The following is a 20,361-nucleotide window of genomic DNA, read 5'->3' as shown; positions in this document are numbered from 1 at the left end:
ATGCTTTCGGTTTCCGAATTGACCCTGCATTACGGTCAGTCGCAGATCCTGCACGGGGTTTCGCTTCAGGCCGCGCGCGGCGCGGTGACCTGCGTGATGGGCACCAATGGCGTCGGCAAGACCTCGCTGCTCAAGGCGATCGCCGGCGTTCATCACCGTTCGGGCGGTACGGTGGCCCTTGACGGCGAGACGCTGGGCACGCCGCCGGCGCATGCGCTGGCCGCCAAGGGCGTCGCCTACGTGCCGCAGGGACGCGACATCTTTCCGCTTCTGAGCGTGCGCGAGAACCTTGAGACCGGCTTTGCCTGCCTGCCGCGCGGCGCGCGCGCCGTGCCCGAGGAGATCTACGAACTGTTTCCCGTGCTCCGGCAGATGGAAGGCCGGCGCGGCGGCGATCTGTCCGGCGGCCAGCAGCAGCAGTTGAGCATCGGCCGGGCGCTGGTGACGCGGCCCAAGCTGTTGCTGCTCGACGAGCCGACGGAGGGCATTCAGCCCAACATCATCACGCAGATCGGCAAGGTGATCGAATATCTGCGCGACCAGGGCACGATGGCGATCGTGCTCGTCGAGCAGTATTTCGATTTTGCCTACGGGCTGGCCGACGAGTTCGTGGTCATGCAGCGCGGCGCGGTCTCGCTGCGCGGCGACCGCGGCGAGATCGCCCGCGAGGAACTGGTCCGCGCCGTCTCGGTCTGACCTTGGAGGGTGCGCGCCCGGTCACGTCTCGATCAGGCCCTTGCTGGTCAACTCGATCGAACGGAGCGTGGTGTCTCGCACATGTTCGAGATGCCGGCGATAGGCGGCGACGGCCGTGTCGGCATCGCCGGCATTGATCGCATCGGCGACCTCGCAATGCTGGGTGACCGAGATCTCGATCACGCCGGGCAGCGCGCTGGCGATGCGGCGCATGTCCAGCCCCACATCGTAAAGGCTCTGGGCGAGCCCCATGATCAGCGTGTTGTGAGCGCCCTCATTGATGGCGCGATGATATTCGATGTCCAGCAGCCGAAAGGCGACCGGGTCGTCGTAGAAGGCATGGCCGTCCTGGGCGAGCTGGTTGATGCGCTGCCGCTCGGCCGGCGTCGCGCGCTCCACGCACATGCGCACAAGACCCAGATCGACCAGCGCGCGCGCCTCGAAATGCTCGATCACGTCATATTCGTTGACCGCCAGCATGGTGTTGAACGGGGCCACCAGCCGGGTCGGCGACAGGTCGGTGACCGTGTAGCGGCCGCCCTGGCGACTGTCGAGCACGCCCATGATGGTCAGCGCCTTGAGCGCCTCGCGCAGCGGCGGGCGGCTGATGCCGAAGGCGACGCACATCTGCGCCTCGGTGGGCAGGCGGTCGCCCGACTTCAGGTTGCCGCTCTTGATCATGGCCATGATCCGTTCGGTCACCTGCTCGGCGATCGAGCGGCGCTTGAGCACGCCGCCGGCAAAGCCCTCGGCGCCCTCGCCGGCCTCGCCATCCTCGCGCATGAAGGCGTTGAAGTCGTCCTCGGCGCTGCGGATTCGGCCCTTCTGGTCGGTCATCGGCCTCAACCGGTCTCCTGCGCGCTCACAGCCCCAGCCTGTAGAAGCGGTTGGCGTTGTCGCGATAGATCTTGCGCCGATCCTCCTCGCTCAGATCCGCCAGCGCCCGGTCGAGCACCTCGACCCAGCGCGGAATGGTCGTTGCCTGCAGGCAGACCGGCCAGTCATTGGCGAAGATCGTCCGGTCGGGGCCGAAGGCTTCCAGCGTGGCGTCGATATAGGGCTTCAGATCGTTTTCGGTCCAGTTGTCGTGATCGGCTTCCACCGGAAGGTCGGACAGCTTGATCCACAGGTTCGGATGGCGCGCCAGTTCGTTGACGTCGTCGACATACTGGCCGATGGCGCCCTCGGCGATGCCCGGCTTGCCGCAATGGTCCAGGATCATCGGCACCTTGGGGATGCGGCGCACGAATTCGCGCACGATGTCCATCTGCGTGTGGTTGACGTTGATCTCGAAGTGCAGCCCGTATTCGTCGAGCGTGTTCACACCCTCGACGAAGGCGTCCGACAGGGTGAGCGCGCGCGGGTCTTCGTCGAACTCGACGATGCGGCGAATGCCCTTTACCTTGTCGAAGCGGGTGACCATCTCCTCGAGCAAGGGCGCGACGGCCACCCCGCGCTCGAGCGGCGCCATGGGCACGATGCCCCTGATGCGCGGGTCGCGCCTGGCCTCGTCCTCGACGAATTCGATCTCCTCGATGTACTGGCCGCCCTCGGGCGTGAAATCGGCGTAGCATTCAAGGAACACCATGGCCTCGACGTCGACGTCGCCGCAGGCCTCGCGGTAGTCCTCGACGTGGAAGGAGTTCTCGAAGATCGGATGGCCGTGAAAGGCCGAATAGGTCAGCCGGTCATGGTCCCAGATGTGCAGATGCGTGTCGATGATCGGGAAACTGGGCATGATCGCCTCCTAGCGCGTCAGGGTGAAGTGCTCGGACGGCTCCTGCAGCGTCAGCCCGAAGCCCGGCCGATCGTCGGCGAGGTTCACAAAGCCGTCTTCGGCCACGGGCTCGCCGTCGAAGATGTACCAGAACAGCTCGTTGCCGACCTCGACCGGCACCTTGGGGAAATATTCGGCGATCGGTGCGGCATAGCTCGACATGGAGATGTGATAGTTGTGCATCTGGCCGGCATGGGGGATGACCGGAATGTCGTAGGCCTCGCACAGATCGGCAATCTTCCTGGCCGCGGTGATGCCGCCGACGCGGTTGACGTCGAACTGGACGATGTCATAGGCGCGCAGATCGAGCGCGTGGCGGAAACCGGCCAGCGTGTATTCGTGCTCGCCGCCCGAGATCGCCACATGGCCGAGCGCGCGCAGTTCGGCATAGCCGGCCAGATCGTCGGCGATGACCGGTTCCTCGACCCAGCGCATGTTGAACGGCTCGAGCAGGCGCAGCATGCGTCGGCCATACTCGACGTTCCAGCCCATGTAGCAGTCGGCCATGATATCGACGTCGGGACCGACCGCCTCGCGCGCGGTGCGCACCAATTCGACATTCTTCGCCATGCCGGCGATGCCGTCCTTGGGTCCCCATCCGAAGCGCAGCTTGACCGCCGAAAAGCCGGCCTCGGCATAGGCCCGGGCTTCCCGGTGCAGATCCTCGAGCGGCTGCGAATAAAGCCGCGAGGCATAGACGGGCAACTTCTCCTTGGTGCGGCCGCCAAGCAGCTTGAACACCGGCTGGCCGAGGATCTTGCCCCTGGCGTCCCAGACCGCCAGGTCCACCGCGCTCATCGCCGTCATGCCGATGCCCTTGCGGCCGAAGGGCAAGGTGCGCCGGTACATGGACTGCCAGATATATTCGTTGTCCAGCGGGTCGGTGCCGATCAGCAGCGGCTTGAGATAGGTGTCGATGGTCGTCTTGACCGCGTGCGGGGCCAGCGCGGCGTTGCCGATGCCCACCGTGCCGTCGTCGCACTCGATCTCGCAGATCAGCCAGCCCAGGAAACGAAAGCCGGCGATCGAGCCGGTCACGTCGGCGACGATGTCCGAGGCGGTCGTGCAGAAATGCGGCGGCATGGGCGCGACGGGGCCGGTCCACTCCCAGATCGTGGTTCGGACATCGGTGATCTGCGGCATGGGGGGCTCCGTTTCGGTTGCGTTCAGACGGGCAAGGGTCCAAGCTCGGCGGCGAGGCGCTCGGCCCAGGCGGCGCCGCGCGCGGTCATGTGGCCGCCCGGCGCACGCCGTGCGCTCGGCGCAAGGCCCAGCCGAAGGGCGGCGATGTGCTTGGCGTGGGTGACGAAATGGTCGATGCCCTGCATGGCGAAGGCGACGGCGGGCAGCAGCCGGCGATAGAGCGCCTCGGCTTCGGCCTCGTTGCCCGCCGCCATGGCGCGGGCGACGGCAACCTGCAGATCGGCGGTCTCGATGCCCGGGATCATGCCGGCGGCGCCGGCGCGGTAATTGTCGGTCAACTCCAAACCGCCGCGCCCGTTGAGCGTGGTCATCGTGTCGCCCAGCGCATCGACCAGCGTGCCCAGCGCCACCGCGCTGCATTCGGCCTTGACCGCCGTGACGTTGGGCTGGCGCCGACCCAGTTCGGCCAGTTCGGCCGGCGTCAGCCCGATGCCGAGAAACTCCGGTGCGTTCTGGATCGCCACGGGGCAGTCAACGGCGCTTGCCGCCGCGGCGAACCAGTCGATCAGATCGGCGCCGGAGGCGGGCGGTCGCGGCGGCTGGAAGATGAGCCAGGCCACACCTGCCCGCTCGGCGGCGCGCGCGGCCTCGATCATGTCGACCAGATTGGTCTCTGCGATGGTCGCGGCGACGGGCAGGTCGCCAGAGGCGGCAACCGTCCATTCGAGCACGGCGGCGCGCTCGGCGCGGCCGAGCTTTGCGACCTCGGTGCCAAGGCCGAGCACGGCGACGCCGTCCGCGCCCACGGCCCTGGCGGCCGCGACCTGGCGCTCGATCGCCTCGCGCCGCAGCGCGTCATCGGAGCCGAAGAAGGCGAACAGCATCGGATATGTGCCGGCGATGCGCATGCCCGCTATGATCCCTCCCCGTGGCGTGCCGGTCCGTGCGCTGGCGGCCGGTCGTGCTGCGTCGGCGGTGATTTTTCGCCATGGACAAGGACTTGTCAAACTAATTTTTGTCTGACAAATTACCGGCCGTGGCGGACGGAGAGCCGCCCGCGGGCAAGGGGGGAGTGACCTTGGTATCGATCAGCGAAACGCGGCAGGTGGGCCCGACCGGCCTCGATCTTCCCGTGTTCGGATTCGGATCGGCCCATATCGGCGAGCTCTACGCACCGGTCGCCGAGGCGGACTCGCGCGCGACGCTTCAAGCGGCCTGGGACGGCGGCGTTCGCTATTACGACACCGCCCCATGGTACGGGCGCGGGCTGGCCGAGCATCGGCTCGGCGGCTTCCTGCGCACCCGGCCGCGCGACGAATTCCTCGTGACGACCAAGGTCGGGCGCACGCTGCACCGGCCCGCCGACCCGCGCAGCTTCGACCGTTCGCCCTGGATCGGCGGGCTGAACTTCGAGGTGCGCTTCGACTATTCCCGCGACGGCATCATGCGCTCTTACGAGCAGGCCCTGCAGCGGTTGGCGCTCGATACGGTCGACGCGCTGATCATCCACGATCTGGACGCGGGTTTCCACGGCGAGGGCGAGACCTATCTGGGCCATCGCCGCGACCTGGCCGAAAGCGGGATCAAGGCGCTCGAGGAACTCAAGAAGACCGGAGACATCAAGGCCTTCGGCATGGGGATCAACACCAACGAGGCGTTCGAGACGGTCGCGCCGGAGGTCGACATCGACTTCCTGCTGGTCGCCATGCCCTACACGCTCGCCGACCAGGCCTCGCTCGATCGCGGCATGGCGGACTGCGTCCGCCGCGGCGTTTCGGTGATCATCGGGGCGCCCTTCGCCTCGGGCATCCTCGTCACCGGAGCGGGCGAGAAGGCGACATATGCCTATGGCGCGGCCCCGACCGACGTCCAGGACAAGGTGCGCGGCATCGGGAAGGTGGCCCGGGCGCATGGCGTCGCCCTGCCGGCGGCTGCGCTTCAGTTCCCGCTGGCCCATCCGGCGGTGGTCTCGATCATTCCCGGCGCGGCCCATCCCGACCAGATCCGCCAGAACCTGGGCCATGTCGCCACGCCGATCCCGACGGCGTTCTGGTCGGACCTGAAGGCGCAGGGCCTGCTCGCCGAACACGCGCCGACACCGGACAATGGCTGAGACCATGGCGCAGGGGACCGCCGAAACCGGCGCGCTCATCTCTGCGCGCGGCATTTCCAAGCAGTTCGCCGGCGTCGAGGTGCTCACCGATGTCGATCTCGACCTCGAGCGCGGGGAGATCCACGCGCTTCTGGGCGAGAACGGCGCCGGCAAGTCGACCTTCGCCAAGATCCTGTCGGGCGTGCACCGGCCGACGCGCGGTCGGCTGTCCATGGAGGGGCGCGAGGTCGAGGTGCCCTCGCCGCTCGCCGCCCAGCGCCTGGGCATCACGCTCATCCATCAGGAGCCGATCTCGTTTCCCGACCTATCGGTCGCCGAGAACCTCGTCATGGGCCGGGGCCAGGGCGCGGCGCTGTCGCGCGTGCCCTGGGCGGCGATCGAGGCGCGGGCGCGCGAACTCATGGACATGCTCGGCATCGGCATGGACGTCACCGCGCCGATGCGCGGGCTTTCCATCGCCGACCAGCAGATGGTCGAGATCGCCCGCGCGCTCGACAGCGACGCACGTCTGATCATCATGGACGAGCCGACCGCGCCGCTGACGCCCAAGGAGGTGCAGACCCTGTTCGACATCGTCCGGCAATTGCGCGATGCCGGACGCACCATCGTGTTCATTTCGCACCGGCTCGAGGAGGTGCGCGCCCTGTGCGACCGGGCCACGGTGTTTCGCGACGGGCGCCTGGTCGGTACCGAGCGGGTCGAGGACCTCGACGACGAGCGGATCATCCGCATGATGATCGGTCGGCCGGTCAATGACTATATCCACAAGCACCGCGCCCGCATCGGCGAGACGGCGCTGGAGGTTCAGGGCCTTGGCCGTACCGGCCTGTTCGAGGACATCTCCTTTGCCGTGCATCGCGGCGAGATCGTCGGACTGGCCGGCCTTGTCGGCGCCGGGCGCACCGATGTCGCCCGCGCCATATTCGGCATCGCCCCTGCCGAAACCGGCACCATCAAGGTGGGCGGCGAACCGGTGCGCATCGCCGATCCGTCCGATGCGATCGCGCGCGGGCTGGCCTTCGTGCCCGAGGACCGCGCCGCGGCGGGGATCTTCGGCTCGATGTCCGTCGAGCAGAACATCACCGCCGCCGTGCCGGACAGGATCGCGCCGGGCGGGTTCATCCGCGCGCGCCTGGTGCGCAAGCTGGCCCGCGCCTCGGTCGAACAGCTCGACATTCGCCTTGCCTCGCTGCGCCAGCCGATCATGGAACTGTCCGGCGGCAATCAGCAAAAGGCGATCCTGGCGCGCTGGCTGCACACCGAGCCGGGCGTGATGATCCTCGACGAACCCACGCGCGGCATCGACATCGGCGTCAAGGCGCAATTCTACGACATGATCGGCGAACTCGCGGAAAGCGGCAAGGCGATCCTGCTCATCTCCTCGGAACTGCCCGAACTGCTGGCGCTGTGCGACCGCATCCTGGTCATGTCCGAGGGCCGGCTGACCGCCGAACTGCCACGCGGCGAAGCCACCGAGGAAACCGTCATGCGCGCCGCCGTGCCGCGCAAGGGTCCGCATGGAGAAGCTGCATGAGCGGCCTGGGCAGCTTCTTCCTGCGGCGGCGCGAGGCGGGCATCTTCGTGATGATCGTCATCGTCGCGCTGATCGTCGGCGCCATCGAGCCGCGCTTTCTGACGCTGGAGACCGCGCGCATCGTCGCGCTGGCGATCCCGCTCATCCTGATCGCGGCCATGGGCCAGATGATGGTGCTGGTCGCCCGGCACGTGGATTTGTCCATCGGCTCGACCATGGCGTTCTCGTCCATCGTCGCCGGCATGATGTTCCGCGACCTGCCCGAGGTGCCGATCCTGATCGGCGTTTTCGTCGCGATCGCGCTGGGCGCGGCGCTCGGTACGCTGAACGGGCTGCTCGTCGTGCTTTTCCGGCTGCCCTCGATCATCGTGACGCTGGGCACGCTGAGCCTTTATCGCGGACTGGTCTTCCTTGTCTCGGACGCCCGCCAGGTCGATCCGCAATTCATCCCGCGCTCGCTGATCTCCATGTCGCAGACCTCGCCGATCTTCGACATTCCGTGGATCGTCATCATCGCCTTTGCGGTGGCGTTCGCGACCTATCTCTTCCTCGGCCACACCCGCGTCGGACGCCAGATCTACGCGCTCGGCTCCAACCCCGTCGCCGCCCCGCTCAGGGGCATCAAGGTCGTACCGATCACGCTTTTGGTGTTCACGCTGTCGGGCGCGCTGGCCGGGCTCGCCGGCGTCCTTTACGCCTCGCGCTTCGGCTATGTGAACCCGGGGATAACGGGCGTCGGCTTCGAATTCACCGTGATCGCCGCGGTCGTCGTCGGCGGCGTGTCGATCAATGGCGGGGTGGGCACGGTGCTCGGCACCGTGCTCGGCGTGCTGCTGCTGGGCATGGTGTCGGTCGCGCTGCCCATTTTGGGCGTGTCGGCCTTCTGGCAGGATGTCTTCAACGGCGCGGTGATCGTCGCGGCCCTGTTGATCGACCGCGCGGTGCGCGATCGCAGCGTGCGCGCCCTCGCCCAGGCACGGAGTTCGGCATGAGCACCTCGACCGAAACCGGCGCCGGCGAAACGGCACGGACCCGGGCCGTCGATGCGCACGAGGCCGCCGAGGCGCGGCCGCTATGGCAGGTCGTCCTGATCCGGCCCGAGGTGATGACCCTCGTGCTGCTGATCGCGGCCTTCTTCATCGCCTCGGCGCTGTCGCCGTTCTTCGCCGATGCCACCTTCATCCTCGAAAGCGCATCGTTCTACGTCGAATACGCCATCGTCGCCCTGGTGCTGACGCTTGTGATCATTTCCGGCGAGATCGACCTGTCGCCGGCCGCGCTGATGGCGCTGACCGCCTGCGTCTTCGCCTGGCTGTTCCAGGCCGGCCTGCCGATCGCGCTCGCCATGGGCGCGGCGGTCGTCGTCGGCGCGGCGATGGGCGCGTTCAACGGGTTCCTGGTGCTGTGGTGCCAGTTGCCCTCGATCATCGTGACGATCGGCACGCTGACGCTCTATCGCGGCCTTGCCCAGGTGCTCGCCGGCGACCGCTCCATCGGCGGCTTTCCGTCCTGGTTCATCGGCATCGACTGGCGCGTCTGGCTCGGCGTGCCCGTGCCGGTGATCGTCTTCACCGCGATCGCCATCGTGCTCGGCATCTTTCTGGCCTTCACCGTCACGGGCCGGCAGATCTACCAGATCGGCACCTCGCCGGAGGCTGCGCGCCATGCCGGCATCCGTGTCCGGCGCATCAAGATGGGCCTGTTCATGCTGCTGGGCATCGCCGCCGCCGTCGCCGGGCTGCTCACCGCCTCGCGCCTCGCCTCGGTGCGCTACGACATGGCCTCGGGCGGCGAGCTGCAGATGGTGCTGATGGTCATGCTCGGCGGAACCTACATCTTCGGCGGGCGCGGCTCGATCGCCGGCACCTATCTGGCCGTCTGGCTGCTGGTCGTCATTGCAACGGGGATGACGGTCGCCAACATTCCCATCACCACGCAGCTCATCGTCATGGGCGCGCTGCTGATCATTTCGATCATCGCCACCAACTTCATCTACGCCCGGACGCAAAGATAGCCGGGCCGACATTCAACCAGGGTTCACACAGAGGAGGAGACCCCGCCATGAAACGTAGAACACTGATCGCCGCCGCGCTCGCCGCCAGCACCGTGATGGCCGCCGGCGCGGCCGTCGCCCAGGACGGTATCGAGATCGTCTACATCCCCAAGAACACCGGCAACCCCTATTTCGATTCCATCGTCGCCGGTTTCGAGGATGGCTGCGCGGAGCTCGGCTGCACCTTCAGCACCACCGCGCCGGCGACCCCCGAGGCGACCTCGCAGATCCCGTTCATCACCGCGCAGATCCAGCGCCGCGTGGACGTGATCGCGATCTCGCCGAATTCGCCCGACGCGCTCAACCAGGTGCTCGACCGCGCCCGCGACCGCGGCATTCTGGTGCTGGCGGTCAATGGCGACCTGGTCGGCAATGAAGAGCATCGCGACGCCGGCATCCTGCCGGTCGACTTCACCAAGACGGGCCCCAACCAGGTCGAACTGCTCGGCTCGATGATCGATTACGAGGGCGAGATCGCCATCCTTTCGGCCACCACGGACGCGCCGGACCAGAACACCTGGATCGCGGCGATGAACGATGTTCTGGAGAACGACCCCAAATACGAGAACATGGAGCTGGTCGCCACCGTCTATGGCGATGACGAGCCGCAGAAGTCGACGACCGAGGCCGAGGCCCTGCTGCAGACCTATCCGAACCTGCGCGGCATCATCTCGCCGACCACGGTCGGCGTCGCCGCCGCCGCCCAGGTGATCCAGTCGGCCGGTGTCGCCGACGAGGTCGAGCTGACCGGCCTTGGCACGCCCAACCAGATGCGCCCGTTCATCAAGGACGGCACGGTCGAGGCATTCCAACTGTGGAGCCCCTACAATCAGGGCTGGCTGGCCGCGCATTTCGCCGTCGGGGTGCGCAATGGCGACATCGAGATCGCGCCGGGCAACACCTTCGAGGTGCCCAATCTCGGCACGGTGACGATCGAGGACAAGAACGTCATCAACACCCAGGCCGAGCTGACCACGTTCACGGCCGAGAACATCGACGACTTCGACTTCTGATCGCCGACGCCATCGCCCGGGCCGAAAGCCGGCCCGGGCACGACACGAAAAGGGAACACGTCCATGGAGCGCGTCGCCTTCAAGATGAAGCTGCATCCGGGCCGGCAGGCCGAGTACAAGAAGCGGCACGACGAAATCTGGCCGAAGCTCGCCGAACTGCTCGCCGCATACGGCATCCGCGACTATTCGATCTTCCACGACCCCCAGACCGACATCCTGTTCGCCGTGCACCGCAAGACGCCCGGCAACCGGCTGGACGAGTTGTTCGACGAACCGATCATGCGCGAGTGGTTCGAGCACATGGCCGACATCATGGACACCAATCCCGACAAGACGCCGGTCCAGATCCCGCTCGATTACGTCTTCCACATGGATTGACAGGTGCCGGCCGGCTCGACATTGCGGGTTCGGGAGGCAATGGATGTGACGATCAAAGACACGCTGCTTGACGAATTGCGCGCCGCGCTCGGCGCCGCCCACGTGCTCACCGGCGCCGATACCGAACGGTGGCAGTCGGACTGGACCGGAAGCTATCGCTGGCAGCCGCTGGCCGTCGTCCGGCCCGGATCGACGGCGGAAGTCGCCGCGGTGATGCGCCTGGCCTCTCGCCATGGCGCGCCCGTCGTGCCGGTCTCGGGCAATACCGGCCTTTCGGGCGGCACGCGCGCCGAGGGCGTGCTGATGATCTCGATCGAGCGGCTGAACACGATCCGCGATTTGCGGGCCGCCGCCCGCGTGATGGTGGTCGAGGCCGGCGTGATCCTGTCGGACATTCACGCGGCGGCCGAGGCCGAGGACCTGGTCTTTCCGCTGACCTTCGGCGCGCGCGGCTCGGCGCGCATCGGCGGCTGCCTTGCCACCAATGCCGGCGGCTCGAACGTGCTGCGCTACGGCAATACGCGGCATCTGTGCCTCGGGCTCGAAGTGGTGCTGGCCTCCGGCGAGGTGCTCGACCTGATGACCGATCTGCACAAGGACAATTCGGGTCTGGACCTGCGCCAGCTGTTCATCGGCTCGGAAGGGATCCTGGGGATCATCACCGCCGCCGTGCTCAAGCTCGCGCCGAAACCGCGCGCCTATGCGACCGCGATGGTCGCCGCCGCCAGCCTGCCCGACGCGCTGACCATCCTGAACCGGTTGCAGGCGGAATCGGGCGGCGCGGTCGAGGCGTTCGAATACATGCCGCGGCGCTACATCGAGGCCCATCTGGCCCATATCGACGGCGCGCGCGAGCCGTTCGGCGGCCCGCACGAGGTCAATCTGATGGTCGAGTTGGGCGCCACCGCGCCGCGCGATGCGGCACCGGGGCCGGACGGCACGGTGCCGCTCGTCGGCCGGCTCGAGGAGACGCTGGCCGCGCTGATGGAGGAGGGCCTGGTCGAGGACGCGACCGTGGCGCGCAACGAGGCCCAGCGCCGGCAGATGTGGCAGCGCCGCGAGGACGCCGCCGAACTGACCGTCGCCGCCGACCATATCGTGCTCAACGACGTCTCGCTGCCGGTCGACAAGGTGCACCTGTTCCTCGATCAGGCCGATGCGCGCATGCGGCAGATGGATCCGGGCGCGCGCTCCTTCGTCGTCTCGCATCTGGGCGACGGCAACGTGCATTACACGGTGTGGCCGTCGAGCGGCGAGCCGGCCCTGCACGAGGCAATGCGCGAGGCGGTCGAGGCGATCGTGCGCGACATGCGCGGCAGCTTTTCGGCCGAGCACGGCATCGGCACCGCCAAGCTCGGCGCCATGGCCCGCCACAAGGACCCGGTCGTGCTGAAGACCATGGCCGCGATCAAGCAGGCGCTCGATCCCCAGGGCCTGCTCAATCCCGGCAAGATGCTGCCGGGCTGACGGCGCGCCATGGGGCCGCGCCCACGGGGCACGGCGTCGGGAAATCGACGTGCGCCGCGCAACCTTCCTGCGCTGGAATGCCGTTATGGCCCTGAAAGCCAAGACCAAGAACAAGGAGGGCAAGATGTCCTACTGGCGCTTTTTCGGGATGATCGGCACGTCGACGGTGGTCATGTTCGTCCTGATGTATCTGAACACCTTCGCGCTCGACCACGTGTATTACAGCGAGACGCGCACCTATATGGCGCTTTATATGGGCGCGGCGATGGCGGTGATCATGCTCAGCTTCATGCTCGCCATGTATACGAGCCGCGCGGCGAACATCGCCATCTATGCCGGCAGCCTCGTGGTTTTCGTCGTCGCCCTGTTCCTGCTGCGCAGCCAGACGACGGTGCAGGACATCTCCTACATGCGCGCGATGATCCCGCACCACTCCATCGCCATCCTGACCAGCGAACGCGCCGAAATCTCCGATCCACGCGTGCGCGATCTCGCCAACGAGATCATCGAGGCGCAAAGGCTGGAAATTGCCGAGATGAAGGCGCTGATCACCGACCTGCAGGGCGGACCGCCGGCCACGCCCGAAATCGACGGACGATGACCGGGCGGGCATTGCGCAGCTCTACCTGCGGAAGATGCCGCGCGGCTTGAGCGTCTGCTCGATGATCAGCGCGCTCACGCCGCCATTGGTGTAGGTGGTCAGGTAGTTGGTCTCGCCCATCTGCGTGACCGTGCTGCGGCTGATGCGACCGGTCTGCATGATCGCCTGCTCGTTGACATCGCCGCGCTGGGTGAGCGTGGCCGAATTGCGGTCGCCATCCTGGGCGATCGACGACGTGTTGTAACGGCCGACCTGCAGCACCTGCGCGCTGTTGGTCTGTCCGCGCTGGCGCACAGAGGCGATGTTGCGCGCGCCGAACTGGTTGAGCTCGAGCTGGTTGTGGCGCGCGCTCTGGTCGATCTCGGCGATGTTGACGATGCCGGTCTGGGTGCGCCGGATGACGCTGGCATCGCCCGCCATGGCCGGCAGGGCCGTGGCGAACAGCAGCGCGGCTGCAATGGTCGTCGTGTTGAACATGTCGCTTTCCCTGTCGTTCGGCCGGGTGCGTCTGCGACACCCTCTGGCCTTGCCGGTATCAGTCGCCGGTCGCCTCGGCCGGCAGTTGCATGAAGGTGAAGCTGTTGCCCGAGCCTTCATCCTCGATGCGGATCGTACCGCCCCCGGCGTCACGTTCGATCGCGATCCGCCCCGCTTCGCCCTCGGGCAGAAGCAGCACCGCGGTGTTGTCGCCGCTTTCCAGCACGAAGCGTTTCTCGCCGGCCACAGCGCCGCCGGCGAGCACGCTGCCGGCCGCCACAAGTGCGATGCCGAGCCGTGCGGGGCCGGTCACCGCCGCCTCCAGATGCCCGACCGGCGCGGCTCGAACGCCGGCGGCTCGAAGGTCTGGACCTGATGGATCTGCGTGTCCGAGTTCCGTCCGCCGCGCCCGCCGAACGCCGAATTGCCCATCCCGGACTGGTAGATCGCGGTGTAACCACCGCCCTGCCGGGAGACGACCGCTGCGGCGTTGAAGCGGCCGGTCTGCTCGATGCGCACATTGTCGTCGGCCGCCGGCCCGGCGAGCACCAGCACCTTGACGTTGACCGGCGCATTCTGCCGGTAGACCGTGGTGTCCGCCGGTTCGGCCCAGACCGTGGACGCCGGCGCGCCGAACATCAGCGCCACGCACACGATCGGCGTTGTCTTTCTCATCTGCCCACTCCCGACCGATTGCGAAATGGGGAGGCGGCGAACCGCCTCCCGCGTGAACCAGGGCCGCCCTACTTCTTGCGTTGCCAGCCGTGGATGGCGTTGCGCTTGCCGCCCATGATGCCTTCCAGATAGTTCTTCGAACCGGTCTGCCCCACCGAGACGCGACCGCCATAGCCCTTGGTCGTCACGCCAGCGGCGTTGTCGTAGCCGTACTGGCCGATGCCCATCCGGTTCTTGTAGCCGTCCTGGTAGCCGACCGCCTTGTTCTCATAGCCGACCTGACCGGTCGTCATGGTGTTGCGGCCGCCATACTGGGCGCCGTAGGCGGAGTTGTACTTGCCGACCTGCTTGATCGACATGTGCTCCTTGCTGCCGCCCTGATAGCCGTCGGCCTGGTTGACCTTGCCGTACTGGCTGGCGCTCATGGAGTTGCGATAGCCCTTCTGGGTGCCTTCCACGTAGTTGTACGTGCCGGTCTGCTTGGTCGTGATCCGGCCCTTCGTGCCATACTGATACCCGACGGCCGCGTTCTCGTGGCCCTTCTGGTCGATATAGGCCTTATTGCCGTAGCCGTGGTCGACGATGATGGCGGTGTTTTGCGCGAAGGCAGAACCCGAAACCACCATGAACGCAGCGGCAGCTGCGGTAGCTAGAAGTGTCTGTTTCATAGACGCATCCTCATTGGTTGGTTTGCGGGGCCGTATTGCTTTTGTTGCAGTCCCCGTGAACATGAGAATTAACGAAAGCTTAATATGCGTCAAGGAATTCAGAACGCAATACTCGTTTACCGCGTGTTAACTTTAATGTAGTCAGATTTATTAGAATTTTAACATTGCGTAAACGACGCTGTAGTCGGGTCGAAGCGGTGCAACCGGCAAACAGGCGAGTGCGCGGCGACAGGGCGAGGAATCAATGGGACATCGAATGGGCGCACGCGGTGCCGCGGGCCTGGTCGCCGTGCTCGGCATCGGACAGCTATGGGTACCGGTCGTCGCACCGGCCCTTGCGGATCGTCCGCCCCAGCTCATCGCCGAGCCGTCGCCGACGCGCGCCGTCGAGCCATGCCTGCAATTCGGCCCGGGCTTTGTCCGGCAGCCCGGCACCGGGACCTGTCTGCGCATAAGCGGACAGGTCGAAGTCAGCCAAAAGGCCGGTTTCGGCCAGCAGGACCTGTTCGCCGAGACGACCTATGTGACCGGCGAGCCCTTCATCATCTACGATCTGGTGCCGGCCGAGGACGATGTCGGTGCATTCGAGACGGACGCGATCGTCACCTTCACCTCGGCCACGGAGACCGAAAACGGCCCGCTGCTCGGCGTTTTGAGCCTGCGCGGCACGCTCGAGCCCGAAAGCGACGACACCATCTTCGTCGACAAGGCCTTCGTCCAGCTTGCCGGCTTCACCGCCGGGCGGCTCGGCTCGTTCTTCGACTTCTCGCCGGGCCTCAGCTACACCGCCGGCTATGCGTCCAACGCGATCACCGACCTTGTCGCCTATACCCACCGGTTCGGCGAGCGCGGCAGCCTGACGGTCTCGCTGGAGGACGATGCGGCGCGGCGCGCCGAGGAGGGCGTGTGGGCCCTGCGCGGCTCGCGCACGCTGCCCAATCTGGTCGTTGCCGCGCGAATCGACGATCCGCGCCGGGGCGCCGCCCAGCTCAGCGCCGCGCTGATCCATCTCAGCGACGACCGGCAAACCGAATGCTGCGGCGTGCCCGAGGACGAACTGGGCTTTGCCGTCTCCGCCGGGCTCGAATACCGCACCAAGATCGCCGGCAGGTTCGGCCGTTTCATCGTCTCGGGCGCCTATGCCGAAGGCGGCGTGTCCTATCTGGGCGGCCTGCCCTTTGCCAGCGACTATCTGGTCGACGGAGACGGCACGCTGGTCAAGACACGCGGCTATTCGCTGCTTGCGTCCTACGAACATGTCTGGCGCAACGATCTGAAGTCGACGGCCACCGTCTCGGGCATCTCGCTCGCCACGAAGGCCAACACGCTCGAATGGAAGCCGAGCGGCATTCTGGCCTCGCTGGGCAGCGAATACATGCCCGCCCCGGGCCTTCAGGTCGGTCTCGACGGCAGCTACTACGTCGATATCGGCAAGGCCGACTATTACGGCGTCGAAGGCGAGACGAGCAGGGCCGACCTCTTCAAGCTGACCGCCTACGCCCGGCGCCTGTTCTGATCGGCCGGGCCGGTCGCCGCGATCAAGCCAGGCCGGCCGCCAGCCCCTCGCGGCGCTCGTCGAGCGCCTGGCGGATGATCTGGACCGACGACCACAGGAACAGCCCAGCCATCAACGCGGCGACGACGAGGTCCGGCCAGGCCGTGCCGGTGACGAACACGCCGGCGGCGGCACCCATCACGGCCACATTGCCGATCGCATCGTTGCGGCTGCACAGCCAGACCGAGCGCACATTGGCATCGCCGTCCTTGTAGCGCATCAGCACCAGCACGCTGGCCATGTTGGCGGCGAGCGCCAGAAAGCCGACCACGCCCATCACCGGCGCGCTCGGCACCCCGAGCACCAGCACCTGATAGGCCGTCGAGCCCAGGACCCAGGTTCCCATCGCGGCCAGGCTCAGCCCCTTGAACAGGGCCGCGGTGGCGCGCACGCGCAGCGACATGCCGAGCACGAACAGGCTGATGCCGTAGGTCAGCGTGTCGCCCAGAAAGTCGAGCGCGTCGGCCTTCAGCGCCTGCGAGCCGGCCAGCGAGCCCGCCGTCATCTCGACCGCGAACATCACCGCATTGATCGCGATGACGATCCACAGCGCGCGGCGAAAGCCGGCCGACATGCCATCGAATTTCGGTTGATGATTGCAGCAGCCTGCGGCCATCGTGAGCACTCCTTGCGACGCCGGGTCCGTGCGCGCATGACTGCGGGGCGGACCGGGATCGATGTCGGCGCACCCCATTCGAGGGGTGCTTTTCCTACCGGTCCCCATGACCTACTATCTACAGTAACTGTAGGTTCAAGAGGCAATCATCATGGCGCAGGCGCTGACGATCGGGCGGGTGGCGGAGGCCACCCAGTGCAAGGTGCAGACCATCCGCTATTACGAGCAGATCGGGCTGTTGCGGCCACCCGAGCGCTCGCAGGGCAATCATCGGGTCTACCGGAAGACCGATATCGACCGGCTGCTGTTCATCCGCCATGCCCGCGACATGGGCTTTCCGCTGGAGGCGGTACGCGACCTTCTCAGCCTCGCCGACACGCCGGAGGCCTCGTGCCGGGCGGTCGACGACATCGCGCGCACGCAGCTGGGCGAGGTCGAGCGGCGCATCCGGCGGCTGACGGCGCTCAAGGGCGAACTCGAACGCATGATCGCGCAATGCTCGGGCGGCACGGTGTCCGATTGCCGCGTGATCGAGGCGCTCGGCGATCACGCCCATTGCGAGGGCGACGACCACCTCGCCGCCCGCGCCGGCTGAACGCCACCTGGACGATCACGCATCGGCCTGCTGTCGGGCGGCGCCGACACGCGACCGGTGCGGGCCGTACAGGCAGGCAAGGCCCAGGATGACGCCGGAGACGGCGGCGATCATGCCGGCGGCGCTGACCGCGTTCTGCCCGCCGAACCACAGCGGACCGTAGCCGGCGAACACATAGCCGAGTATCGCCGCCAGCGTCGCAAAGCCCACGCTCCACCACACCTGGCGCTCCAGCGAGTTCGTCATCAGCCGTGCCGCCGCCGGCGGGCAGATGAACATGGCGATCACGATGATCGAGCCGACCGCATCGAAGGCGGCGACCGCGGCGATGGCGGCGACGACAACCAGGCCGAAGCCCATGGCGCCGACCGGCAGGCCCAGCGCCTGGGCGAAGCCCTCGTCGAAGGTCGAGATCTTGAGCGGCCGCCAGAAGAAGACGGTCAGCGCGATGACCAGCAGGCAGACGACGAAAATGCGGCCCAACTCGTCGGGCAGGGCGGCGAGCGCCACCGGATCGAACAGCGAATGCCAGCCCTCGGCGCGAAACCAGATCAGGCTTTCCAGATTGCCCATCAGCGCGTGTTCGACATCGAGATGGACATTGGAGGTGTCGGACTGGTCGAGCAGCAGCACGCCGGCGGCGAATAGCGTGGTGAAGGTCACGCCCATCGCAGCGCCCGGCTCGATGCGGCCAAGCCGCTTGATCGCCTCGATGAGGATGACGGCGACGATCGCCGCGCCGGCCGCGCCCAGCAGCATCGGAATTGCGGCGACCGTGCCGGTGATAAGGAACGCAACGACGATGCCCGGCAGCACGACATGGCTGATCGCATCGCCGATCAGCGCCTGGCGCCGCAGCACCAGGAAGTTGCCCGGCAGCGCGCAGGCGATCGCCGCGAAAATGCCGATCAGGATCGGCGTCAGCGAGAACTGAACGAACTGGGCGCCCATCAATGCCCACCCTGCGTGGCGACCGGGGCCGGTCCGCCGATGCGGGCGTCGAACTCGGCGATCTCGTCGGGCGTGAACACCTGCTCGATCGGCGTCAGCCCGTCATAGCGCCCGGTCAGCCCGGCATCGAGGTGGATCTGGCGGGCGACGTCCCAGCGCCGCTCGTCGCGGGCGATCTTGGCGGCCTGGGCGCGGCCGGCATCGGTCGGCACGCCATCGCGGCGCACCAGCCCCTCCGAACCCAGAACGCGCAGCGTGAACGGGTCGTGGATCGGCTCGGCCCGGGCCATTGCGAGCAGGCCCTGGCGGCGATGGACGCGCCACTGGAAGCGCCGGTGACGCAGCACCGCCGCCGCCACGCCGCGCGCGGGCGCGAACAGGAGCGACAGGCCGAACAGGCCGGCCGCGACCAGCACGATGATCGCACCGGTCGGCAGGGCCGGGGCGGAGGCCGAAATCGCCGCGCCGACATAGCCGGACACGCCGCCGAAGATGCCCGCCCACCAGATCACGTGATCGCTGCGCTCGGTCCAGAACCGCGCCGTCACCGGCGGGATGATCAAAAGCGCGATGATCAGGATCAGCCCGACCAGCTTGAGGCCGATCACCGTGACCGCCATGACAAGGCCCATCATGGCCAGGTCGATGCGGTCGACGTTCGTGCCCGAGGCGGCCGCGTAGTCGGGATCGAACGAGACCAGCGTCATCGGCCGCCGCAGCAGCCATGTCGCGATGACCGCCAGCGAGCCGCCGATCGCGATGATCAGCGCATCGTTGAACAGCATGCCGGCGGTCGAGCCCAGAAGAAAGCTCTCCAGCCCCGCCTGCCGGCCCGAACTCATGGTCTGGATGACGGTGAGGATGACGATGCCCAGGCCGAAGAAGACCGACAGCACCGCGCCGATCGCCGCGTCCTCGGACAGGCGCGTCGTCCGCGTCATCCATTGCACGAGCCACAGGCCGACCCAGGCGCTGACCGCCGAGCCGGCAAGCAGGCCGAGCAGGTTGCGCCCGTCGCCGCCGGCCATGACCATGACAATGAAGGCCAGTCCGACGCCGGGGAGCGTGGCATGGGCGACCGCGTCGGAGACGAGCGCGCGCTTGCGCAGGAACAGGAAGGTGCCCGCCGCGCCCGCGGCGAAACCCAGAAGGCCGGCGCCGATGCCGACCAGCGCGGCGTTATAGCCCGCCTGCAACAGGAGGGCCTCGGCGAGCGGGTTCATGACACCTGCTGGCCGGGAAGCGAGAGCTGGTCGATATGGCCGGTCGCAAGGCGCCCGCCATAGGTCGCCTGCAGGTTTTCGGAGGTGAACGCCTCCTCGACCGTCCCCTGGGCGATGCGGCGGACATTGATCAGGAACACATGGTCGAAATAGGCGCGCACGGTGGCCAGGTCGTGATGCACGCAGACCACGGCGCGCGATTGCGCCTTGAGCGCCTTGAGCACGTCGATGATGGCGCGTTCGGTCGCCGCGTCGACGCCGGCGAAGGGCTCGTCGAGCAGATAGAGATCGGCGTCCTGCGCGAGTGCGCGGGCGAGGAACACGCGCTGCTGCTGGCCGCCCGAAAGCTGGCCGATCTGGCGGTGCGCGAAATCGGCCATGCCGACGCGGTCGAGGCATTCGAGCGCGGTATCGCGGTTCGCCCGCCCGATGCGGCGCACAAGGCCGATGCGGCGGTAAAGCCCCATCAGAACGACATCGATCACCGTGGTCGGAAAGTCCCAGTCGACGCTGGCGCGCTGGGGCACGTAGGCGATGCGCTCGCGCGCCCTTTCGATGGGCCGGCCAAACACCGTGACCTCGCCCGAAACGCGCGGGATCACGCCCAGCGATGCCTTCAGCAATGTCGACTTGCCGGCGCCGTTGGGACCGATGATCGCCGTCATCGCCTCGGGCGCGAAGGTTGCATCGACCGAAAAGACCGCCGGCTTGTCGCCATAGGAGACCGTCAGGCCGGAAATGGCGAGCGGGCTGTCTTCGGGTGGCGCGGCCGGGCTGTGCACCCGGCCCCGATCGGCCGCAAGGGTGATGGCGGCTTGCTTCATTC

Annotated in this window: 23 protein-coding genes; 11 read left to right on the top strand and 12 right to left on the bottom strand. The window is 67.2% G+C overall.

Annotated features, from left to right (window positions below; all coding sequences use genetic code 11):
- Entirely contained in the window at positions 1-696 is a 696-nt protein-coding gene (gene urtE, locus RBB34_RS11875; protein WP_306119442.1) for an urea ABC transporter ATP-binding subunit UrtE, read from the top strand.
- A gap of 21 nt (positions 697-717) precedes the next feature.
- Here the strand turns inward: urtE and RBB34_RS11870 are convergent, their stop codons facing one another.
- Genes RBB34_RS11870 through RBB34_RS11855 form a run of 4 tightly spaced genes read right to left on the bottom strand, consistent with a single transcriptional unit; the run spans position 718 to position 4,524 of the window.
- Positions 718-1,533 (bottom strand): FadR/GntR family transcriptional regulator, encoded by an 816-nt coding sequence (locus tag RBB34_RS11870; RefSeq protein ID WP_306119441.1) that lies wholly within the window; start codon positions 1,531-1,533, stop codon positions 718-720.
- A gap of 25 nt (positions 1,534-1,558) precedes the next feature.
- Complete coding sequence (locus RBB34_RS11865) at positions 1,559-2,434, bottom strand: amidohydrolase family protein (protein WP_306119440.1); 876 nt, start codon at positions 2,432-2,434, stop codon at positions 1,559-1,561.
- Between the two features lie 9 nt (positions 2,435-2,443).
- Complete coding sequence (locus tag RBB34_RS11860; protein WP_306119439.1) at positions 2,444-3,616, bottom strand: L-rhamnonate dehydratase; 1,173 nt, start codon at positions 3,614-3,616, stop codon at positions 2,444-2,446.
- Positions 3,617-3,639: 23 nt separating this feature from the next.
- Entirely contained in the window at positions 3,640-4,524 is an 885-nt protein-coding gene (locus RBB34_RS11855) for a dihydrodipicolinate synthase family protein (protein ID WP_306119438.1), read from the bottom strand.
- A 170-nt stretch (positions 4,525-4,694) separates the two neighbouring features.
- Between RBB34_RS11855 and RBB34_RS11850 the strand changes: the two genes are divergently transcribed.
- The 8 genes from RBB34_RS11850 to RBB34_RS11815 all read left to right on the top strand — a co-directional run bounded on the left by RBB34_RS11850 (position 4,695) and on the right by RBB34_RS11815 (position 12,775).
- Positions 4,695-5,729: an aldo/keto reductase gene (locus tag RBB34_RS11850; RefSeq protein WP_306119437.1), complete on the top strand. Its 1,035-nt coding sequence runs from the start codon at positions 4,695-4,697 to the stop codon at positions 5,727-5,729.
- On the top strand, positions 5,722-7,263 hold the full coding sequence (locus RBB34_RS11845) for a sugar ABC transporter ATP-binding protein (RefSeq protein ID WP_306119436.1): 1,542 nt from the start codon (positions 5,722-5,724) through the stop codon (positions 7,261-7,263). Before RBB34_RS11850 ends, RBB34_RS11845 begins: the two co-directional genes overlap by 8 nt.
- Positions 7,260-8,255 carry an ABC transporter permease gene (locus RBB34_RS11840; RefSeq protein ID WP_306119435.1) on the top strand — a complete coding sequence of 332 codons (996 nt, stop codon included), beginning with the start codon at positions 7,260-7,262 and terminating at the stop codon, positions 8,253-8,255. Before RBB34_RS11845 ends, RBB34_RS11840 begins: the two co-directional genes overlap by 4 nt.
- Complete coding sequence (locus tag RBB34_RS11835; protein ID WP_306119434.1) at positions 8,252-9,277, top strand: ABC transporter permease; 1,026 nt, start codon at positions 8,252-8,254, stop codon at positions 9,275-9,277. Before RBB34_RS11840 ends, RBB34_RS11835 begins: the two co-directional genes overlap by 4 nt.
- A gap of 47 nt (positions 9,278-9,324) precedes the next feature.
- On the top strand, positions 9,325-10,329 hold the full coding sequence (locus RBB34_RS11830) for a substrate-binding domain-containing protein (protein WP_306119433.1): 1,005 nt from the start codon (positions 9,325-9,327) through the stop codon (positions 10,327-10,329).
- A 63-nt stretch (positions 10,330-10,392) separates the two neighbouring features.
- Positions 10,393-10,707 carry an L-rhamnose mutarotase gene (locus RBB34_RS11825; RefSeq protein WP_306119432.1) on the top strand — a complete coding sequence of 105 codons (315 nt, stop codon included), beginning with the start codon at positions 10,393-10,395 and terminating at the stop codon, positions 10,705-10,707.
- Positions 10,708-10,752: 45 nt separating this feature from the next.
- Positions 10,753-12,174 carry an FAD-binding oxidoreductase gene (locus tag RBB34_RS11820; RefSeq protein ID WP_306119431.1) on the top strand — a complete coding sequence of 474 codons (1,422 nt, stop codon included), beginning with the start codon at positions 10,753-10,755 and terminating at the stop codon, positions 12,172-12,174.
- A gap of 124 nt (positions 12,175-12,298) precedes the next feature.
- Positions 12,299-12,775, top strand: coding sequence for a DUF305 domain-containing protein (locus RBB34_RS11815; RefSeq protein WP_306119480.1), 477 nt, complete (start codon positions 12,299-12,301; stop codon positions 12,773-12,775).
- A 21-nt stretch (positions 12,776-12,796) separates the two neighbouring features.
- On the opposite strand, the gene RBB34_RS11810 is transcribed toward RBB34_RS11815, so the two are convergent.
- From RBB34_RS11810 to RBB34_RS11795, 4 genes are all read right to left on the bottom strand, one after another.
- Positions 12,797-13,252, bottom strand: a complete 456-nt coding sequence (locus RBB34_RS11810; protein ID WP_306119430.1) for a hypothetical protein — start codon at positions 13,250-13,252, stop codon at positions 12,797-12,799.
- Between the two features lie 58 nt (positions 13,253-13,310).
- Positions 13,311-13,565 (bottom strand): hypothetical protein, encoded by a 255-nt coding sequence (locus tag RBB34_RS11805; RefSeq protein WP_306119429.1) that lies wholly within the window; start codon positions 13,563-13,565, stop codon positions 13,311-13,313.
- Complete coding sequence (locus RBB34_RS11800) at positions 13,562-13,927, bottom strand: hypothetical protein (RefSeq protein ID WP_306119428.1); 366 nt, start codon at positions 13,925-13,927, stop codon at positions 13,562-13,564. The genes RBB34_RS11805 and RBB34_RS11800 overlap by 4 nt, the downstream gene beginning before the upstream one ends.
- Before the next feature lie 68 nt (positions 13,928-13,995).
- Positions 13,996-14,595 carry a hypothetical protein gene (locus RBB34_RS11795; protein WP_306119427.1) on the bottom strand — a complete coding sequence of 200 codons (600 nt, stop codon included), beginning with the start codon at positions 14,593-14,595 and terminating at the stop codon, positions 13,996-13,998.
- 256 nt (positions 14,596-14,851) lie between these two features.
- Between RBB34_RS11795 and RBB34_RS11790 the strand changes: the two genes are divergently transcribed.
- Entirely contained in the window at positions 14,852-16,111 is a 1,260-nt protein-coding gene (locus RBB34_RS11790; RefSeq protein ID WP_306119426.1) for a porin, read from the top strand.
- A gap of 22 nt (positions 16,112-16,133) precedes the next feature.
- Here the strand turns inward: RBB34_RS11790 and RBB34_RS11785 are convergent, their stop codons facing one another.
- Positions 16,134-16,766 (bottom strand): cation transporter, encoded by a 633-nt coding sequence (locus tag RBB34_RS11785; RefSeq protein ID WP_306119425.1) that lies wholly within the window; start codon positions 16,764-16,766, stop codon positions 16,134-16,136.
- Positions 16,767-16,917: 151 nt separating this feature from the next.
- Between RBB34_RS11785 and RBB34_RS11780 the strand changes: the two genes are divergently transcribed.
- The gene (locus RBB34_RS11780) at positions 16,918-17,361 is read left to right on the top strand and encodes a helix-turn-helix domain-containing protein (protein ID WP_306119424.1); all 444 of its coding nucleotides are present in this window, start codon (positions 16,918-16,920) and stop codon (positions 17,359-17,361) included.
- A gap of 15 nt (positions 17,362-17,376) precedes the next feature.
- On the opposite strand, the gene RBB34_RS11775 is transcribed toward RBB34_RS11780, so the two are convergent.
- Genes RBB34_RS11775 through RBB34_RS11765 form a run of 3 tightly spaced genes read right to left on the bottom strand, consistent with a single transcriptional unit; the run spans position 17,377 to position 20,359 of the window.
- Positions 17,377-18,312 (bottom strand): metal ABC transporter permease, encoded by a 936-nt coding sequence (locus tag RBB34_RS11775; protein ID WP_306119423.1) that lies wholly within the window; start codon positions 18,310-18,312, stop codon positions 17,377-17,379.
- Complete coding sequence (locus tag RBB34_RS11770; protein WP_306119422.1) at positions 18,312-19,535, bottom strand: iron chelate uptake ABC transporter family permease subunit; 1,224 nt, start codon at positions 19,533-19,535, stop codon at positions 18,312-18,314. Before RBB34_RS11770 ends, RBB34_RS11775 begins: the two co-directional genes overlap by 1 nt.
- Entirely contained in the window at positions 19,532-20,359 is an 828-nt protein-coding gene (locus tag RBB34_RS11765; protein WP_306119421.1) for a metal ABC transporter ATP-binding protein, read from the bottom strand. The genes RBB34_RS11770 and RBB34_RS11765 overlap by 4 nt, the downstream gene beginning before the upstream one ends.
- Positions 20,360-20,361: the final 2 nt, after the last annotated feature.

The sequence above is a fragment of the Roseitalea sp. MMSF_3546 genome (assembly GCF_030732865.1).
Taxonomy (GTDB): domain Bacteria; phylum Pseudomonadota; class Alphaproteobacteria; order Rhizobiales; family Rhizobiaceae; genus Roseitalea.
Note: the sequence above shows the minus strand (reverse complement) of the source record. Positions and strands in the feature narration are given on the sequence as shown.

Excerpts from the sequence above, each read along its gene's own strand:
- urtE (WP_306119442.1), top strand. The coding sequence starts at position 1 with ATGCTTTCGGTTTCCGAATTGACCCTGCATTACGGTCAGTCGCAGATC.
- RBB34_RS11870 (WP_306119441.1), bottom strand. The coding sequence starts at position 1,533 with ATGACCGACCAGAAGGGCCGAATCCGCAGCGCCGAGGACGACTTCAAC.
- RBB34_RS11865 (WP_306119440.1), bottom strand. The coding sequence starts at position 2,434 with ATGCCCAGTTTCCCGATCATCGACACGCATCTGCACATCTGGGACCAT.
- RBB34_RS11860 (WP_306119439.1), bottom strand. The coding sequence starts at position 3,616 with ATGCCGCAGATCACCGATGTCCGAACCACGATCTGGGAGTGGACCGGC.
- RBB34_RS11855 (WP_306119438.1), bottom strand. The coding sequence starts at position 4,524 with ATGCGCATCGCCGGCACATATCCGATGCTGTTCGCCTTCTTCGGCTCC.
- RBB34_RS11845 (WP_306119436.1), top strand. The coding sequence starts at position 5,722 with ATGGCTGAGACCATGGCGCAGGGGACCGCCGAAACCGGCGCGCTCATC.
- RBB34_RS11840 (WP_306119435.1), top strand. The coding sequence starts at position 7,260 with ATGAGCGGCCTGGGCAGCTTCTTCCTGCGGCGGCGCGAGGCGGGCATC.
- RBB34_RS11835 (WP_306119434.1), top strand. The coding sequence starts at position 8,252 with ATGAGCACCTCGACCGAAACCGGCGCCGGCGAAACGGCACGGACCCGG.
- RBB34_RS11830 (WP_306119433.1), top strand. The coding sequence starts at position 9,325 with ATGAAACGTAGAACACTGATCGCCGCCGCGCTCGCCGCCAGCACCGTG.
- RBB34_RS11825 (WP_306119432.1), top strand. The coding sequence starts at position 10,393 with ATGGAGCGCGTCGCCTTCAAGATGAAGCTGCATCCGGGCCGGCAGGCC.
- RBB34_RS11815 (WP_306119480.1), top strand. The coding sequence starts at position 12,299 with ATGTCCTACTGGCGCTTTTTCGGGATGATCGGCACGTCGACGGTGGTC.
- RBB34_RS11810 (WP_306119430.1), bottom strand. The coding sequence starts at position 13,252 with ATGTTCAACACGACGACCATTGCAGCCGCGCTGCTGTTCGCCACGGCC.
- RBB34_RS11800 (WP_306119428.1), bottom strand. The coding sequence starts at position 13,927 with ATGAGAAAGACAACGCCGATCGTGTGCGTGGCGCTGATGTTCGGCGCG.
- RBB34_RS11795 (WP_306119427.1), bottom strand. The coding sequence starts at position 14,595 with ATGAAACAGACACTTCTAGCTACCGCAGCTGCCGCTGCGTTCATGGTG.
- RBB34_RS11790 (WP_306119426.1), top strand. The coding sequence starts at position 14,852 with ATGGGCGCACGCGGTGCCGCGGGCCTGGTCGCCGTGCTCGGCATCGGA.
- RBB34_RS11785 (WP_306119425.1), bottom strand. The coding sequence starts at position 16,766 with ATGGCCGCAGGCTGCTGCAATCATCAACCGAAATTCGATGGCATGTCG.
- RBB34_RS11780 (WP_306119424.1), top strand. The coding sequence starts at position 16,918 with ATGGCGCAGGCGCTGACGATCGGGCGGGTGGCGGAGGCCACCCAGTGC.
- RBB34_RS11775 (WP_306119423.1), bottom strand. The coding sequence starts at position 18,312 with ATGGGCGCCCAGTTCGTTCAGTTCTCGCTGACGCCGATCCTGATCGGC.
- RBB34_RS11770 (WP_306119422.1), bottom strand. The coding sequence starts at position 19,535 with ATGAACCCGCTCGCCGAGGCCCTCCTGTTGCAGGCGGGCTATAACGCC.
- RBB34_RS11765 (WP_306119421.1), bottom strand. The coding sequence starts at position 20,359 with ATGAAGCAAGCCGCCATCACCCTTGCGGCCGATCGGGGCCGGGTGCAC.